Here is a 17,676-nt window from a genome sequence, read left to right on the forward strand (position 1 = left end):
CAGAGGCCCCTGCTCGGCGGTTTGCCGTTTACTTCAGCCAAATACTCCACGGATATAGCGTTCCAGTGCCATTCTGGAACTAAATCCGTGTGGAATACCATAATGTTCATTTGAATCTTCCGCCAGATAGAGCGGAAATTCTTTGTAGTGATCCGAGGTTTTTATCTCTGAGGCTGGCTCAGCAAAAGTATGACTTTTTTCTTTTAAGGTCGGATGAATCACCAGAGCTGTTCTCCCCAGTCGCGCTTCACGGTTCACATAGACATAGCTATCACCCCGACGATAACCGTAGGCTTTTGGTGTGACTATATCCATTTCAAACCCGGCATTTTCCAATACACGAGCCACTTCATCCGGACGTAAATACATAGTTAATCCCCTTATACTTTTATGCCATGTTACTTTAGCGCAGGTGCAGTATCCTGTAGCCCGGATCATTCGGAATCTTCTCTAACTGCCAGCAATCTGCAGCAGCCCGTCTATAATTATTAACCTGTGCTGATAAAACCGGAGAAAAAAATGGCTACTCAAGTAGAAAAATCACAGATTGATCAGAGCGAACTGGAAGTGAGTGAACTGGCAGACAGCCTGGAGGCTTTGCTGAAGTCCTATAGCGATGATGCAAAAGGCGGACTCGAGGAAGCACAAAAAAATGCCGAGAAATTGTTGAAGAAGGCACGTGCTTCACTGAATGAAGGCCAGGAAACACTTAAAGATAAATTTTACCAGTCCGGCTGTAGTGCCGATAGCTGGGTCCGCGACAATCCTCTGCCAGCTGCAGGTATCGGGGCCGCACTGGGTGTCGTATTTGGTCTGTTGTTAGCACGGCGCTAAGTTAACACCGATTGACTGACTTACTGTCAGGTCAATTTTCACTGCCACCCAAACATGGCGGTGGTTATCTCTAAAGGACGCTGAATTGCGTCCTTTATGTTTTGAGTCTTTTCGCTGGCCTCATCTGCTCCCTGTCATTTATCCGGGCACACGTGATATCCCAAAAGATGCAAAACGCCACAACGTTACCATTCAGGATGAATGTCGGGAGAATAAAAATCCATTCCGCCGGCAAAGAAAATCCATGAATTTTTTTGCCGCCAGGCCATTGTTTATGCACCTTCCCGACAGGTCGACAACCCACCCTGCGAAACACCACATATAGTGCGTGTTGATATTAACATAATCCAGATATAGTATCTTTCCAACACGGCGTTAAGACCTGGCTATCTGTAATTTTACCATTACAGGTTTTTTTGAAGCCATGAACAGTAATGCGAATTAGAATTAATGTCATTTTCATTTAATGATATAGACGTTTTCAGTGACAGTCAGAGCTACGGAGATAAAGGCACATGTTTCCACTCATTTACTTTTCCAGCCGTTCAGAAAACACGCACCGGTTCGTCACCCGCCTGGGATTAGAAGCGAAACGCATCCCGCTGGATGCACCGGCCTCCTTTGAAGTCACACAGCCCTTTCTGCTGGTGGTACCAAGCTATGGTGGTGGAGAACTACGGGGGAGTGTACCTCGCCAGGTGATCCACTTTTTGAATAGCCCCCGCTATCGGGAATATCTCTACGGTGTCATTGGTACCGGCAATCGTAATTTCGGCTCCGGTTACTGTCTGGCCGGCAAAATTATCGCCCAAAAATGCGGTGTACCCTGTATAGGCAACGTAGAACTGATGGGCACCCCCGAAGATCTCATTAACGTCCGCTGCGGAGTAGAGAAATTATGGCAACAACACATACAATGCTAAGCCCTGCCGAAGATTTTCATGCCCTGAATGCCATGCTTAATCTGTACGACGGACAGGGAAATATCCCTTTTGAAAAGGACCTGCAGGCTGCCGAGCTCTACATCCGGGACTTTGTTGCCTCACGCACGGTTAAGTTCTCCGGGATTGCCGGGAGGCTGCGCTATCTGGTGGATGAAGGATATTATGAAGCTGATGTTTTTAATCAATATCCCTTCAGTTTTGTTACCGGACTCCACCAGCAGGCAGAGGAAGCCGGACATCGTTTTACCACTTTTCTCGGAGCTTTAAAGTTTTATCAAAGCTATGCGCTGAAGACTTTCGATGGCAGTCAGTATCTGGAAAATTTTAGCCAGCGCTGTTGTATGGTGGCACTCACCCTGGCCCGGGGTGATCAGACTCTGGCGGTGGATATCCTGAACGATATTCTGCACGGGCGTTTCCAGCCTGCTACCCCCACCTTCCTTAACTGTGGGAAACAACAGCGAGGAGAGTTTGTTTCCTGCTTCCTGTTACGCATTGAAGACAATATGGAATCAATCGGCCGGGCGGTAAACTCGGCCCTGCAACTTTCCCGCCGTGGAGGAGGCGTGGCATTCTGTCTGAGCAACCTGCGTGAACAAGGTGCTCCAATTAAAAAAATTGCCCGCCAGTCATCCGGGGTGATCCCGGTGATGAAAATGCTGGAAGATGCCTTTTCCTATGCCAACCAACTCGGTGCGCGCCAGGGAGCCGGTGCAGTCTGGCTGCATGCTCATCATCCGGATATTTTGCATTTTCTTGATACCAAACGGGAAAATGCGGATGAAAAAATCCGCATCAAAACCTTATCTTTGGGTGTGGTCCTGCCGGATATTACTTTCCGTCTCGCCAGAGAAAATCAGTCGATGGCGTTGTTTTCACCCTATGACGTAGAACGTGTCTGCGGTAGCGCGTTTGCAGATATCAGTATCAATGATCGCTACGACGAATTTGTCGCGGATGATCGTATTCAAAAAACATGGATTTCCGCCCGCGGCCTGTTCCAGACGCTGGCCGCCATCCAGTTCGAATCGGGATATCCCTATCTGATGTTTGAAGATACCGTCAACCGTCAGAACCCTTTGGCCGGCAGAATCAATATGAGCAACTTGTGTTCAGAAATTTTGCAGGTTAACCAAGCCAGTGAATTCCGCGAAGACCTGAGCTATCGCCATGTAGGAAAAGACATCTCCTGTAATCTGGGTTCTCTGAATATCGCCAAAGTTATGGATGCCGGTCAGCCTGAACGTACCGTGAATGTAGCGATCCGGGCACTGACCGCCGTATCTGACATGAGTGAAATGAATTCCGTTCCTTCTGTCGCGGCAGGGAACAGGGCCTCTCATGCCATCGGCTTGGGGCAGATGAACCTGCACGGTTATCTGGCACGGGAACACATTATGTACGGATCCCCGGAAGCGCTGGATTTCACGAACATCTATTTCTGTTGCATCGCTTATTACGCGTTAAAAACCTCCTGTGAGATAGCCAGAGAACGTCAACAACGCTTTGTCGGGTTTGAACAATCGGCTTATGCCAGCGGAAAGTTTTTCGATAAATACACCTCGCAGCCATGGCTACCCGCCACTGCCCGTGCCGCAGAGCTGTTTCAAAATGCCGGGATAACATTGCCTTCCGTGGATGACTGGCAACAGTTACGCCAGCAGGTCATGGCTCATGGCTTATATCACAGCAATTTACAGGCGGTACCACCGACCGGCTCAATTTCCTACATCAACCATGCCACGTCGAGTATTCATCCGATAGCGGCGAAGATAGAAATTCGTAAAGAAGGGAAACTCGGCCGGGTCTACTACCCTGCTCCTTATCTGACCAATGATAATCAGGCCTACTACGCCGATGCTTATCAGTTAGGCCCGCAGGCGATTATTGATACTTATGCTGAAGCCACACAGCATGTTGATCAGGGATTATCGCTGACTCTGTTTTTCAACGCAGAGGTGACGACTCGCGATATTAATAAGGCGCAGATTTATGCCTGGAAGAAAGGGATCAAGACCCTGTATTACATCCGTCTGCGCCAGGCCGCGCTGAAGGGCACTGAGCTGCAAGGCTGTGTCGCCTGTGCCCTGTAAACCAGGAGAAAATATTATGCAGAAAATCAATCAGGTTCAGGCCATTAACTGGAACCGTCTTCAGGACGAAAAAGACCTGGAAGTCTGGAATCGTTTAACCAGTAATTTCTGGTTGCCGGAAAAAATCCCCTTATCTAACGATAGGGTAAGCTGGCAGACCCTGAGTCCTGCGATTCAGACCCTGACCCTGCGGGTATTTACCGGTCTGACATTACTGGATACTGTTCAAAATAACGTCGGGGCTGTGGCAATGATGGCAGATGCAACCACGCCTCATGAAGAGGCGGTCTTTTCCAATATCTGCTTTATGGAAGCCGTTCACGCCCGCTCCTACAGCTCAATATTTTCTACACTCTGCCAGTCCGCAGATGTCGATGATGCTTATCGCTGGAGTGAACATAACCAGACTCTGCAACATAAGGCGACCATCATCCTGCAGCACTATGCTGCGGACAATGCGCTAAAAAAGAAAATAGCCAGCGTATTTCTTGAATCATTTTTGTTCTATTCTGGCTTCTGGTTGCCCATGCATCTGTCCAGTCGGGGACAACTGACCAACACTGCCGATTTGATCCGGTTAATAATTCGCGATGAAGCTGTACATGGTTATTATATTGGCTATAAATTTCAGCAACAATTACACCAATTGCCGACACAAATACAGGATGAATTAGAGCAGTATGCACGGCAATTATTACAAAAATTATATCTCAATGAACTGACATACAGCGAAGAATTATATGCTGGGACCCCATGGGTTGATGAGGTAAAAATGTTCCTGCGATACAACGCAAATAAGGCCTTAATGAATCTGGGTTATGAGGCATTATTTCCTGCCAGCGAATGTAATGTCAGTGCTGAAATACTCACGTCATTATCGCCAAATTCAGATGAAAATCATGATTTCTTTTCAGGATCTGGTTCATCCTACGTCATAGGAAATCTGGCTGTGACTGAAGATGACGACTGGAATTTCTGACCAAAAATACCGGAGAGGGTTTCTCCGGTATTTTCCTCGAAAACCTTTGTTGCACGTCGAATAACCCACCTCGCAAAACGCCGAAATTCCTGCCGACATCAATAAATATTTACAATGCTATTTCATCAGGTTAAAAACAGTACCGCAGATTATTATTAACAATCAGTTTACCTGAAGCCGTAAATACCCCTGACCGTATCTCACCCTCCCGAATCCCCTGATATCACTGGTATCACCGGAAATATTCTGCTTCGTCGCCCGCAAATTAGCAAAATCAAGGGTTGTCAGATAATCTCAGTATGGTACGGTTATATATGTACATTACCTTCCGGACACTATAACCCCATGAAAAAATAAATATAACTCAGGACAATACGACTGAATGGCAATTAAACTTGAAGTAAAAAATCTATATAAAATTTTTGGTGACCATCCGGGTAAAGCATTTAAATATCTGGACCAGGGGCTAAGTAAAGAGCAGATTCTGGATAAAACAGGACTGTCTGTTGGCGTCAAAGATGCCAGTCTGGCCATTGAAGAAGGCGAGATTTTTGTGATCATGGGTTTATCCGGCTCCGGAAAATCTACCATGGTTCGCCTTCTCAATCGTCTGATCGAACCTACCCGTGGCCAGGTGCTTATTGACGGTCTGGATATCGCTAAAATTCCTGACACACAGCTACGGGAAATACGCCGTAATAAAATCAGTATGGTGTTCCAGTCTTTTGCATTAATGCCACATATGACGGTATTAAATAATGCGGCTTTCGGTATGGAATTGGCGGGTATTCCATTGCAGGAACGGGAGGAAAAAGCGCTGGAATCTCTGCGCCAGGTCGGGCTGGAAAAATATGCTCACTCATGGCCGGATGAATTATCCGGTGGTATGCGTCAGCGTGTGGGTCTTGCCAGAGCATTAGCCATTAACCCGGATATTCTGTTAATGGATGAAGCCTTCTCAGCACTTGACCCGTTAATTCGTACTGAAATGCAGGATGAATTAATTAAATTACAGACCCGTCAGCAGCGTACTATTGTTTTTATATCTCATGACCTTGATGAAGCAATGCGTATCGGAGACCGGATTGCGATTATGCAAAACGGGGAAGTGGTTCAGGTTGGGACGCCAGATGAAATACTCAATAATCCTGCCAATGATTATGTGAAGACCTTTTTCCGGGGTGTCGATATCAGCCAGGTGTTTAGCGCTAAAGATATTGCCCGTCGGGGTGCCAATACACTGATGCGTAAAGCGCCAGGATTCGGTCCGCGTACTGCACTGCAATTACTCCGCGATCAGGATCGGGAATTCGGCTATGTACTGGATAAGCAGAAGTTTGCCGGTATCGTTTCCGGTGATTCATTACAACAGGCCCTGGCTTCCGGTGGCACGTTGGAAAGTGCTTTTCTTGAGGCGCCACTGCCAATACCTGCCGCAACACCGCTAAATGAAATATTTTCACATGTGGCGGCGGCACCCTGTGCAGTGCCAGTCACTGATGAAAACAACCAGTATGTCGGCATTATTTCAAAAAGCAGTCTGTTACGGGCGCTGGATCGCGAGGGGAATCAATAATGAGCAAGCCAGATAATAATCCATGGAGTGATACTTCAGCTCAGACCAGCACTGCTCATGCGGCTGACAGTACCAGCAGTAGCAGCAGTGACCCCTGGTCAACACCCACTTCATCATCGCCTTCTGCAGGCAGTACTGCGGATAGCAGCTCTTCAGATGCCTGGGGTTCTGCCGGTGGCAGCACCGGTAGTGGCGGCCATGACGCAGCAGCTTCATCCAACGATTGGCTGAATGCGCCTGCTCCGGTGACGCATGAACATTTTAATATTATGGATCCGTTCCATAAGACATTAATTCCGTTAGACAGCTGGGTGACCCATGCCATTGACTGGGTGGTAGGCAATTTCCGTCCGGTATTTCAGGGGATTCGTGTCCCTGTCGATTTTATTCTGAGTACTTTCCAGCATCTGCTGACAGTATTGCCTTCACCGGTGGCGATACTGATTTTCACGCTGATTGCCTGGCAGATGACTAATATCGGCATGGGTGTTGCGACACTGCTGTCTCTGATTGTGATCGGTGCTATCGGTGCGTGGTCAGATGCTATGGTGACTTTGTCACTGGTATTAACATCGTTGTTGTTCTGTGTAGTCATTGGCTTGCCTGTCGGCATCTGGCTGGCACGCAGTGATCGTGCGGCAAAAATTATTCGTCCGTTACTCGATGCCATGCAGACAACGCCTGCCTTTGTTTATCTGGTACCGATTGTCATGTTGTTTGGTATCGGAAACGTCCCGGGTGTTGTGGTCACCATTATCTTCGCCCTGCCACCGGTTATCCGACTGACCATTTTGGGTATCAAGCAGGTACCGGCAGATTTGATCGAAGCCAGCGAATCGTTCGGTGCCAGTCCCCGCCAGATGTTGTTTAAAGTACAGCTGCCATTAGCCATGCCAACCATTATGGCAGGTGTCAACCAGACACTGATGCTTTCGCTTTCCATGGTGGTCATTGCATCGATGATAGCCGTTGGAGGTCTGGGCCAAATGGTGTTACGCGGTATTGGTCGACTTGATATGGGTCTGGCAACCGTGGGTGGTGTCGGTATTGTGATCCTGGCCATTATTCTTGACCGACTGACACAGTCCGTCGGAGCAGACAGCCGCAGCCGCGCCCAGCGCCACTGGTACCTGACAGGACCCGTGGGACTGATCCTGCGACCGTTTGTTAAAAATTCACCCGCCAAATAATAACAGAGATGTCCGCCAGGTGCGGACATCTCACCGAGAAGAGGAATCATCATGCGTAAGTTAATCGTCACAGCCACAGCAATGACCTTACTGCTTGCCGGGCAAAGCTATGCCGCCGACCTGCCAGGCAAAGGGATCACCGTCAAGCCAGTTCAAAGCACCATCAGCGGAGAAACTTTCCAGACTCTGCTGGTGAGTCGTGCCTTAGAAAAGCTAGGGTACACTGTGGATACCCCGGATGAAGTGGACTACAACGTAGGCTACACCTCTATTGCTGCGGGTGACGCGACTTTTACTGCCGTAAACTGGCAGCCTCTGCATGACGATATGTACAAGGCCGCCGGTGGAGATAAAGTGTTTTATCGTGAAGGAACCTATGTCAGCGGCGCAGCGCAGGGGTATCTGATCGACAAGAAAACCGCCGAAAAATACCACATTACTGATATTGCTCAGCTTAAAGATCCGAAACTGGCCAAACTATTTGATACTAATGGTGATGGCAAAGCGGACCTGACCGGCTGTACGCCGGGTTGGGGCTGTGAAGCGGTGATTAATCATCAGATTCAGGCCTACGGATTATCAAACACCGTTCAGCATAATCAGGGTAACTATTCAGCGATGATGGCTGACACTATTGCCCGCTACAAACAGGGTAAACCTATCCTTTATTACACCTGGACTCCTTACTGGGTCAGTGATGTACTAAAACCGGGTCGTGATGTTGTCTGGTTACAGGTTCCCTTCTCTTCTCTGCCTGGTGCACAGAAAAATGTCGATACCAAACTACCGAACGGTGCCAACTATGGTTTCCCTGTAAACACCATGCATATCGTTGCCAACAAAGCATGGGCAGAGAAGAACCCTGCCGCTGCAAAACTGTTTGCTGAAATGAAACTTCCGCTGGCTGATATCAATGCACAGAATGCTGCAATGAATGCCGGACAAAACAGTGACGCAGATGTCAACCGTCAGGTCGACGGCTGGATTCATGCCCATCAGGCTGAATTTAATCACTGGATTCAGGATGCTTTAGCCGCCGCCAAATCCTGATCTTCAGGAAATCATCTTAGGACAGCCAGTGCTGTCCTTTTTTTATCGCGCCAACCTCCCCTTTATTATCGGTTATTTCCTGTCCTTCTGTTTCTGTTTTTACACCTGTTAACCGTTAAGAATCCTGCTCCCCTCATGCTGTTTTATCATGTTTGCCTCAACAAAAAGTCTCTTACAGACTATTAACATGACAAGCGCTCTGATATCGTTAGCGAGATATAGTTTTAGTCAGGTGACTTTCCCAGCAGTGACTATTACCTGGTGTTGAATCTCTGCCCCGACGCAGAACTGTCCCTTCACAGGTAACAAACCGAGGCGACCACTTTGCGGGAAAGTGCCAGCATCTGACTAAGTCTGACATTAAAATCCTAATAATAATTTCTGTGAGGTATTCACGTGGAAAGTTCATTTACTCCGATTGAAGAAATGTTGCATGTTCTGGTTCAGCGCCACACAAACTACCCGTTGCGGGAAATGCTGTTGACCCGGTTATGCATGCATATCCAGGGGAAACTGCTTGAAAATCGCAACAAGATTCTGAAAGAACGCGGCATTAATGACACCTTGTTTACGGCGCTCGTCACTCTGGATGCCCGTAAAGATCAGAGTATTCAGCCATCCGAGCTCAGTTCCGCGTTAGGCTCTTCCAGGACAAATGCGACACGTATTGCAGACGAACTTGAGAAACGTGGCTGGATAGAACGCCGCGAAAGCAGTAATGATCGCCGCTGTCTGCATCTGCACCTGACAGAACAGGGTTATGAATTTCTGTGTGAGGTTATGCCACCCCAGCATCAGAGTCTGAAGCATCTTTGGGAAGTACTTTCCACCGAAGAACAGCAACAACTCGAAAATATTACCCGCAAACTTCTTGGCCGCCTTGATGAAATGGACAGCAAAGCATAATCATTTAGTCACGCGACGGTAATATGTCATCAAGTGCTAAAGATCGTGATTAAGATTTGGTTATGCTTCAGCACCTTTGCCAGCGAAAAAACACTGGCATTACCGGGCCTAATTTGCTGTTCCCCATACCAATGACAGGTGGAAAATTTTATGAGTGCAGGTGAGGAAACTCTGCAATCCGGAGCCCCGCGGCCCCAGAATAAAAAGAAAAAGCGCAAAACTTTGCTGATTCTGTTGGCTATTATTTGCCTGATTGTTGCTATTGGCTATTTTGCCTATTGGTTTCTGGTGCTGAGCCATTATCAGGATACTGATGACGCTTATGTTGCTGGCAACCAGGTGGTCATTATGCCGCAGGTTTCCGGCAGCGTTACCCGAGTCTGGTTTGATGATACCGACTATGTCAAAAAAGGTGACATTCTGGTATCACTGGATAAAACCGATGCTCAGCAGGCTTTAGACAAAGCAGAAACTGCACTCGCCACCAGTGTCCGTCAAACTCGCCAGGAAATGATCAACAGCAAACAGTATCAGGCTAACATTACCCTGAAAAAAGTTGCGCTGTCACAGGCTCAGGCAGATTTACAACGGCGTATCCCTCTCGGTAAATCACAGTTGATTGGTCGTGAAGACCTGCAACATGCCCGTGATGCTGTGACCAGTGCTCAGGCAGATCTCGACGTAGCGACTCAACAATATAATGCAAACCAGGCAATCTTACTGAATACCACCCTGGAAAATCAGCCCGCAGTACAACAAAGTGCTACCGCCGTCCGTGATGCCTGGCTCGCCTTACAACGTACCGATATTCGTAGCCCGGTGGACGGTTATGTTTCCCAGCGTAGTGTCCAGGTGGGGTCACAGATTACCTCTTCCAGCTCTTTGATGGCCATTGTGCCTGATAAACAATTGTGGGTGGATGCTAACTTTAAAGAAACACAACTTGCCGATGTTCGCATTGGCCAACCGGCAACCATTGTTTCTGACATCTATGGCGATGATGTCGTTTACCACGGCAGGGTAGTTGGTCTGGATATGGGGACCGGCAGCGCCTTCTCTCTGCTGCCAGCTCAGAATGCAACCGGTAACTGGATTAAAGTGGTCCAACGCTTACCGGTTCGCGTTGACATCGACCCACAGGATCTCGCGAAGCATCCGCTGCGTATCGGCTTATCAACGTTGGTCACTGTTGATACTGCAAATAAAGACGGAAAGGTACTCGCCAGTTCAGTACGGAGTACACCGGCTTATGAAAGTAATGCGCTGGAACTGCAATTAGGCCAGGTGAATAAGATGATCTCTGACATCATCAAGGCAAATGCCGGCTGATGTCCGCGGAGAAAACCATGGCGCAGAAACCGCTCGAAGGTACCCAACTGGTACTGATGACGATTGCCTTGTCGTTAGCAACCTTTATGCAGGTGCTGGACTCGACTATTGCCAACGTAGCCATACCGACCATTGCAGGTAACCTGGGCGCATCAAACTCCCAGGGGACCTGGGTTATCACCTCTTTCGGAGTCGCTAATGCCATTTCTATTCCGTTGACCGGCTGGCTGGCCCGACGGTTTGGAGAGGTCAGACTGTTTATGCTTTCCACCGTGGCATTTGCTATCGCTTCCTGGGCATGCGGGATGTCGAACAGTCTGACAATGTTGATTTTCTTCCGTGTCATCCAGGGGGTGGTCGCAGGCCCCTTGATTCCTCTTTCACAAAGTTTACTGCTGAATAACTACCCTCCCGCTAAACGCAGTATTGCCCTATCGTTATGGGCAATGACCGTGATCGTGGCGCCGATTTGTGGTCCGATTCTTGGTGGCTGGATCAGTGATAACTATCACTGGGGTTGGATATTTTTCATTAACGTACCGATTGGTATGGTAGTGATATTCTTAAGTCTGCAAACAATACGTGGGAGAAAAACAAAAATTACCCGACAGCCGATCGATCTGGTGGGGCTGGTTTGTCTGGTAGTGGGAATTGGTTGTCTGCAGGTCATGCTGGACCGGGGTAAAGAACTGGATTGGTTCAACTCAACAGAGATTATCACTCTGACGGTTTTTGCTGTGGTCGCACTCTCTATCCTGTTAATTTGGGAACTGACAGATGATCATCCAATCGTCGATTTATCTTTATTTAAATCGAGAAACTTCACCATTGGTTGTGTCTCAATCAGTCTCGCTTACATGCTCTATTTTGGAACAATCGTACTGTTGCCACAGTTACTACAGGAAGTTTTCGGTTACACTGCGACCTGGGCCGGGTTAGCGTCTGCCCCGGTGGGGGTATTACCGGTCATCCTGTCACCGATTATTGGCCGTTTTGCGCATAAAATCGATATGCGATGGCTGGTGACTTTCAGTTTCATTATGTATGCCGTTTGCTTTTACTGGCGAGCTTATACGTTTGAACCGGCAATGAATTTCGCGGCGTCTGCATGGCCGCAGTTTATCCAGGGCTTTGCTGTTGCGTGCTTCTTTATGCCGTTAACCACGATAACCTTATCCGGATTGCCTCCGGAACGAATGGCTGCCGCCTCCAGTCTGTCTAACTTTCTGCGAACCCTGGCAGGTTCAATCGGGACCTCAATCACCACCACTTTGTGGACCGACAGAGAGTCACTGCATCACAGCCAACTGACAGAATCCGTCACTGCTTTTAATCCAAATGCCAGTCATATGTACCAACAGCTGGAATCAATGGGAATGAGCCACCAGCAGGCTTCTGAGTATATTGCTGAGCAAATTACCAGTCAGGGGTTAATCATCTCTGCTAACGAGATTTTCTGGGCCGCGGGAGGGATCTTTATTCTGTTGCTGATCACTATCTGGTTTGCCAAACCCCCGTTTGGCAGCGGCGGAGGTAAACAAAGTGACGGCGGAGGTGCACATTAACTCTGCTGACTATCAGGATAAAAAAAGCGCCGTCAGGCGCTTTTTTTGACTGCTTAATGATTCTGACGCCACCATTCGGCCAGAAGAATCCCGGTGGCAACCGAGACATTAAGGCTTTCCACACTTCCGGTTCCATCAATCGACAGGCTGATATCGCCCTGCTTCAGGGTAGACTCTTTTAGCCCGTCACTTTCCTGCCCCAGTACCAGTACCATTTTTTCAGGCAACACAGTTGCAGACAACGGGCTGCCCTGATGACTGGAAGTTGTCACAATGGTGTAACCGGCGTGGCGAAACGCATCCAGTCCTTCTGCAAAACTCGCCGCTGTTATTGCCTGTACATGCTCAGCTCCACCTTCTGCGGTACGCACCGCTGCTCCTGACTCCAGCAGAGAAGCATCATCCACCAGGATGCCTTTTGCGCCAAAATGGGCACAGCTACGCATAATGGCTCCAAGATTATGCGGATTTCCCACATTTTCCAAAGCCAGAACACACTCTTTTTCTGCGGCCTGTTCCAGCCACTCGCTGACGCCCAGCCCCATATGTTTCTTAATAATGAAGCAGACACCACCATGATGTTCAGTGCCAGAGGCTTTTACCAGCTCAGCATCTTCTACCACATGGTAGGCTTTACGGTTAGCGGCCAGCCAGCGTAAGGTTTCACGAAAGCGTGGGGTAACACTCTGAACAAACCAGGCACGAACAATCGCTTCAGGGCGGCTCTGGAACAGAGCCTGGCAGGCATTTTCACCATACACACGGGTTTCTTCCTGGCGCTGTTTGCGGATAACCTCAGGGTCGATAACTGGCCGCGGGCCAGTCTCAGTTGGCAATACTTTTGGCTCTTCTGCCGGGGAACGGGAAACTGTTCGCCACGGGGAACGGGATTTTTCTTCCTGACGACGACCAGGCTCCTGCTGACGTGACGGAGAATGACCTCCTTTGCCTGTCCGCGGGTTACCGGTACGTTGACGGGTATTATCCTCGTTGCGAACATACATCACTTTTACTTTACTGCTTTTGCCTTTTACATCGTCATTCATTGTGTCCTCCTGTTCCTGGAGCGCGAAGATTACCTGATGTCACGCTGCTAATCTATCAACTTTGACTTTGATGCTGTCATCTATTATAGCCATCGACAGATCCTGCTGGTTCAACTGTTCAGGATGCCTGATAATCATACGCAATATTTTGCGACAATCCTAATCAGAGGTCATGATGAATACCGTATGCAGCCACTGTCTTGCCACCAACCGCCTGCCGGACGAGAGGATCAGTGAGTCCGCGAAATGTGGGCGTTGTAAAGAACCCCTGTTTGACGGAGAAATTATTAACGCCACTGAACAGACGCTGGATAAACTGTTACAGGATGATCTGCCAGTAGTGATTGATTTCTGGGCACCCTGGTGTGGTCCCTGTGTCGGGTTTGCTCCGGTGTTCGAAGATGTTGCTGAAGAACGGGCAGAACAGGTCCGTTTTATCAAAGTGAACACTGAACAGCAGGTCGCGTTAAGTGCCCGTTTTCGTATCCGCAGTATTCCGACCTTAATGATCTTCAGGAAAGGACAGCATGTCGACACCATGGCGGGAGCTTTACCCAAAGCCTCATTCAAACAGTGGCTGGACGAATCCCTGTAATTTTCGATGAAAGCTTTCCGTCAGACTACGCAGGTCAGCTTTTTTCGATTACACTGCGCTTTTTCCTGATCGTGAAAAATTATGTTGGATAATGCCGTCCTGAGCCTCAGGGCACAACGGCTGGCAAGAGCAACCCGCCCGTTCCTCGCCAGGGGAAACCGGGTTGTTCGTTGTCAGCGCTGTCTGTTACCGGTAGCACAGTGCTTATGCACTACCATCACGCCGGCATCTGCCCGCAGCCAGTTCTGTCTGGTGATGTTCGATACTGAGCCGCTTAAACCCAGTAATACTGGTCGCCTGATTGCCGATATTTTGCCTCAGACCACCGCGTTCGAATGGTCACGTACAGCACCGCCAGAGCAATTGTTGGCGACTGTCAGTGATGACAGCGTACAGCCTCTGGTGGTATTTCCCGGACATTATGCAGCCCCGGGCCGCGAAGTGATCACTACCCCACCGCTCACAGGTAAACCACCCTTGTTCGTCATGCTGGATGGTACCTGGACCGAAGCCGCAAAAATGTTCCGTAAAAGTCCATGGCTCGACCGTTTTCCGATAATGTCGCTGAATATGACCCGGCCTTCTCGCTACAGCCTGCGGGAATCGCCGACAGACGGTCAACACTGTACCGCAGAAGTCGCGATAGCACTGCTGGAACAGGCAGGAGATAACATAGCAGCTGCAGGATTGCTGGCTCACTTTGAACGTTTTCGACATCGATATCTGGCGGGCAAAGCGTCACATCAGACATACCTCACAGAAAAACGCTCCGAAAACAGATAAACTACGACCTTCAGCACAGGGAGGATACAGATGAGTCAGCGTGGTCTGGAAGCATTACTCAAACCCGGTTCCATCGCGGTGATTGGCGCGTCCGAAAAACCTGAACGGGCCGGCCATCTGATGATGAAGAATCTGCTGGCAGGAGGATTTAATGGCCCCATACTCCCTGTGACGCCTGCATGGCAGGCAGTGTGTGGCGTGCTGGCTTATCCTTCGGTTGACAGGCTGCCTTGTGTTCCTGACCTTGCCATCATTTGTACCCATTCCCAACGAAATCTGGAAATTCTGCAGCAATTAGGTGAGAAAGGCTGTCGGGCTTGTATCATCCTTTCTGCTCCCCGCGAACAGCTGAATGAATTAAAAGAGTGTGCGGCGCGTTGGAATATCCGTATTCTAGGGCCTAATAGCCTTGGGCTGCTCTCTCCGTGGCAGGGAATCAATGCTAGTTTCTCTCCGGTACCCGTTCAGCGCGGAAAACTGGCGTTTATTTCACAATCAGCAGCAGTTTCTAATACGCTACTGGACTGGGCACAACAACGTAGCCTTGGATTTTCCTGGTTTATCGCCCTGGGAGACAGCGTAGATATTGATGTCGATGATTTACTCGATTTCCTTGCCAGAGACAGCAAAACCAGCGCCATACTACTGTCTCTGGAGCATTTAGAAGATGCCCGGAGGTTTGTTTCTTCATCACGTAGTGCTGCACGTAATAAACCTATTCTGGTAATCAAAAGTGGCAGAAGTCGTCAGGCCAGGCAATTCCTCGGCACAACCGACAGCCTGGATGCCGCATGGGATGCCGCCATTCAGCGAGCGGGGATGCTGCGGGTCAAAGATACGCATGAGTTGTTTTCTGCGGTAGAGACTCTCAACCACATGCGTCCGCTCCGTGGCGAACGGTTATTTATCATCAGCAACGGTGCTGCACCTGCAGCACTGGCTCTGGATGAACTCACCGAACGTAACGGCACATTAGCCTGCCTGGACCAGGCTACGACCGAAGCACTGAATAAAGTATTGCCTCCGTCAGTACGTGCAGGCAACCCACTGGATCTGAAAGATGATGCCACAACAGAACGCTACCTGTCGGTCATCAGTCCGTTGCTGGAAAGTCATGCGCTGGATGCACTGATGATTATTCATGCCCCCAGCGCAGTTTCTCCGGCCAGTGAAAGTGCCAATGAAATTATCCGACTGGTCAAACAGCACCCCCGTGGCCGGCAAATGACCTTGCTAACCAACTGGGGAGGAGAATACTCGTCACGTGACGCCAGGGCGGCATTCACCCGGGCAGGTATACCCACCTGGAGAACTCCTGAAGGCACGGTTACTGCATTTATGCATATGGTCGAATATCGGCGTAACCAGAAGCAATTACGGGAAACGCCTTCACTGCCCGCTCGTTTACCACAAACACGTATCAATATTCGCCAATTGTTACAGCAGACGCTGGCTGAAGGTCGAAACCGTCTGGATACCCATGAAGTACAGGCTATTTTTCAGGGATACGGGATAAATACTTTGTCAACCTGGGCTGCTGCCGACAGCCAACAAGCCGTGGTCATTGCCGACAATATTGGTTATCCGGTAGCGCTAAAATTACGCTCTCCGGATATTCCACATAAATCGGAAATCCAGGGAGTCATGCTTTATTTACATACTGCCGCAGAGGTGGCCAGCGCGGCAGATGCCATATTATACCGCGCCCGAACCGCATGGCCGAAAGCTGAGATTCAGGGTCTGGTCGTTCAAAGTATGGCCCGGCGTGCCGGGGCTGAAGAACTGAGAATTTCGGTAAAACCTGACCCATTGTTTGGCCCGGTAATCATTCTCGGTGAAGGAAATGGTGAATGGCAGACAGACCAGCAGCCAGCCGTTGCCCTCCCCCCTCTGAATATGACCCTGGCAAAAAACCTCGTGAATCAGGCCATCATACGCGGTGCGATACGTGGCAGAAATTCACTCCAGGCCCTGGATATCAGTGCGGTTAGCCAGTGCCTGGTGCATATTTCTAATATGATTATCGACTGTCCGGAAATCGAGTGGCTGGATATTCATCCTTTACTGGCTTCCGGGAATGATCTCACCCTACTCGATGCCACTGTATCCCTGAAAGAATTTAGTGGTGAAAGTGAATCCAGACTGGCCATTCGCCCTTATCCGCAACGCCTTGAACAGAGTGTGATACTGAAAGATGGTCGCGAATGTCTGTTCCGCCCAATACTGCCGGAAGATGAACCCGGACTAAAAGAGTTCATTTCCAGAGTGACAAAAGAAGATCTCTATTATCGCTATTTTAGTGAAATCAATGAGTTCACTCATGAAGATTTAGCCAACATGACACAGATCGATTATGATAGGGAAATGGCAATCGTCGCTGTTTATACCGCTGAAGATCATGACGAGATCATCGGCGTCACCAGGGCCATTTCTGATCCTGATAATATTGATGCAGAATTTTCAATCCTGGTCAGATCTGATCTGAAAAATATCGGTCTTGGCCGACTGCTGTTGGAAAAAATGATCCTATATACCCGTCAGCATGGCCTGCAGCAGCTAAATGGTATTACCATGCCAAATAATCAGGGAATGATCACTCTGGCACGTAAGCTGAATTTCAGCATTGAGCGACAGATGGATGAAGGGATTGTTACTCTGCAACTTGCCCTGCAGGCGCCCGAAAAAAACGTACAGAAGAGTAAAATTGTCACGACAGCACATGGTTAATGTTACACTTCAAGGTTAAGGCCATGAGATTGTCAGTGATGACAATACATTGAACAGAG

At 48.9% G+C, this 17,676-nt stretch carries 15 protein-coding genes; 13 read left to right on the forward strand and 2 right to left on the reverse strand.

Annotation, left to right across the window (positions count from 1 at the left end; genetic code table 11):
- Window positions 1-33: 33 nt before the first annotated feature.
- Entirely contained in the window at window positions 34-369 is a 336-nt protein-coding gene (locus tag HA49_RS09875; RefSeq protein WP_038022858.1) for a DUF2002 family protein, read from the reverse strand.
- Between the two features lie 150 nt (window positions 370-519).
- Here HA49_RS09875 and HA49_RS09880 point away from each other — a divergent pair, with 150 nt between their 5' ends.
- From HA49_RS09880 to emrB, 10 genes are all read left to right on the forward strand, one after another.
- Window positions 520-834, forward strand: coding sequence for an ElaB/YgaM/YqjD family protein (locus HA49_RS09880; RefSeq protein ID WP_038022860.1), 315 nt, complete (start codon window positions 520-522; stop codon window positions 832-834).
- 515 nt (window positions 835-1,349) lie between these two features.
- Window positions 1,350-1,757 carry a class Ib ribonucleoside-diphosphate reductase assembly flavoprotein NrdI gene (gene nrdI / locus HA49_RS09885; RefSeq protein WP_038022862.1) on the forward strand — a complete coding sequence of 136 codons (408 nt, stop codon included), beginning with the start codon at window positions 1,350-1,352 and terminating at the stop codon, window positions 1,755-1,757.
- The gene (gene nrdE, locus HA49_RS09890; RefSeq protein ID WP_072055925.1) at window positions 1,733-3,871 is read left to right on the forward strand and encodes a class 1b ribonucleoside-diphosphate reductase subunit alpha; all 2,139 of its coding nucleotides are present in this window, start codon (window positions 1,733-1,735) and stop codon (window positions 3,869-3,871) included. Before nrdI ends, nrdE begins: the two co-directional genes overlap by 25 nt.
- 16 nt (window positions 3,872-3,887) lie before the next feature.
- Window positions 3,888-4,850, forward strand: coding sequence for a class 1b ribonucleoside-diphosphate reductase subunit beta (gene nrdF, locus HA49_RS09895; protein WP_038022864.1), 963 nt, complete (start codon window positions 3,888-3,890; stop codon window positions 4,848-4,850).
- 382 nt (window positions 4,851-5,232) lie between these two features.
- Complete coding sequence (gene proV, locus HA49_RS09900; RefSeq protein ID WP_038022866.1) at window positions 5,233-6,426, forward strand: glycine betaine/L-proline ABC transporter ATP-binding protein ProV; 1,194 nt, start codon at window positions 5,233-5,235, stop codon at window positions 6,424-6,426.
- Window positions 6,426-7,616: a glycine betaine/L-proline ABC transporter permease ProW gene (gene proW, locus HA49_RS09905; RefSeq protein WP_038022868.1), complete on the forward strand. Its 1,191-nt coding sequence runs from the start codon at window positions 6,426-6,428 to the stop codon at window positions 7,614-7,616. Before proV ends, proW begins: the two co-directional genes overlap by 1 nt.
- Window positions 7,617-7,667: 51 nt before the next feature.
- Window positions 7,668-8,666 (forward strand): glycine betaine/L-proline ABC transporter substrate-binding protein ProX, encoded by a 999-nt coding sequence (proX, locus tag HA49_RS09910; protein WP_038022870.1) that lies wholly within the window; start codon window positions 7,668-7,670, stop codon window positions 8,664-8,666.
- 396 nt (window positions 8,667-9,062) lie between these two features.
- A complete protein-coding gene (gene mprA, locus HA49_RS09915) occupies window positions 9,063-9,572 on the forward strand; it encodes a transcriptional repressor MprA (protein WP_038022872.1) in 510 nt (169 codons plus the stop codon).
- Window positions 9,573-9,722: 150 nt separating this feature from the next.
- The gene (gene emrA, locus HA49_RS09920) at window positions 9,723-10,901 is read left to right on the forward strand and encodes a multidrug efflux MFS transporter periplasmic adaptor subunit EmrA (RefSeq protein ID WP_038022873.1); all 1,179 of its coding nucleotides are present in this window, start codon (window positions 9,723-9,725) and stop codon (window positions 10,899-10,901) included.
- 17 nt (window positions 10,902-10,918) lie between these two features.
- Window positions 10,919-12,466, forward strand: a complete 1,548-nt coding sequence (gene emrB / locus HA49_RS09925; RefSeq protein WP_038022874.1) for a multidrug efflux MFS transporter permease subunit EmrB — start codon at window positions 10,919-10,921, stop codon at window positions 12,464-12,466.
- Between the two features lie 53 nt (window positions 12,467-12,519).
- On the opposite strand, the gene HA49_RS09930 is transcribed toward emrB, so the two are convergent.
- Window positions 12,520-13,512, reverse strand: coding sequence for a tRNA/rRNA methyltransferase (locus tag HA49_RS09930; RefSeq protein WP_038022875.1), 993 nt, complete (start codon window positions 13,510-13,512; stop codon window positions 12,520-12,522).
- A gap of 175 nt (window positions 13,513-13,687) precedes the next feature.
- Between HA49_RS09930 and trxC the strand changes: the two genes are divergently transcribed.
- The 3 genes from trxC (at window position 13,688) to HA49_RS09945 (ending at window position 17,617) form a co-directional block, all read left to right on the forward strand.
- On the forward strand, window positions 13,688-14,107 hold the full coding sequence (gene trxC, locus HA49_RS09935; protein WP_038022876.1) for a thioredoxin TrxC: 420 nt from the start codon (window positions 13,688-13,690) through the stop codon (window positions 14,105-14,107).
- An 81-nt stretch (window positions 14,108-14,188) separates the two neighbouring features.
- Window positions 14,189-14,890 carry a tRNA-uridine aminocarboxypropyltransferase gene (locus tag HA49_RS09940; protein WP_038022878.1) on the forward strand — a complete coding sequence of 234 codons (702 nt, stop codon included), beginning with the start codon at window positions 14,189-14,191 and terminating at the stop codon, window positions 14,888-14,890.
- 30 nt (window positions 14,891-14,920) lie between these two features.
- Window positions 14,921-17,617, forward strand: coding sequence for a bifunctional acetate--CoA ligase family protein/GNAT family N-acetyltransferase (locus tag HA49_RS09945; protein WP_046791739.1), 2,697 nt, complete (start codon window positions 14,921-14,923; stop codon window positions 17,615-17,617).
- The last annotated feature ends 59 nt before the right edge of the window (window positions 17,618-17,676 follow it).

It is taken from the genome of Tatumella morbirosei, from assembly GCF_000757425.2.
Taxonomy (GTDB): domain Bacteria; phylum Pseudomonadota; class Gammaproteobacteria; order Enterobacterales; family Enterobacteriaceae; genus Tatumella; species Tatumella morbirosei.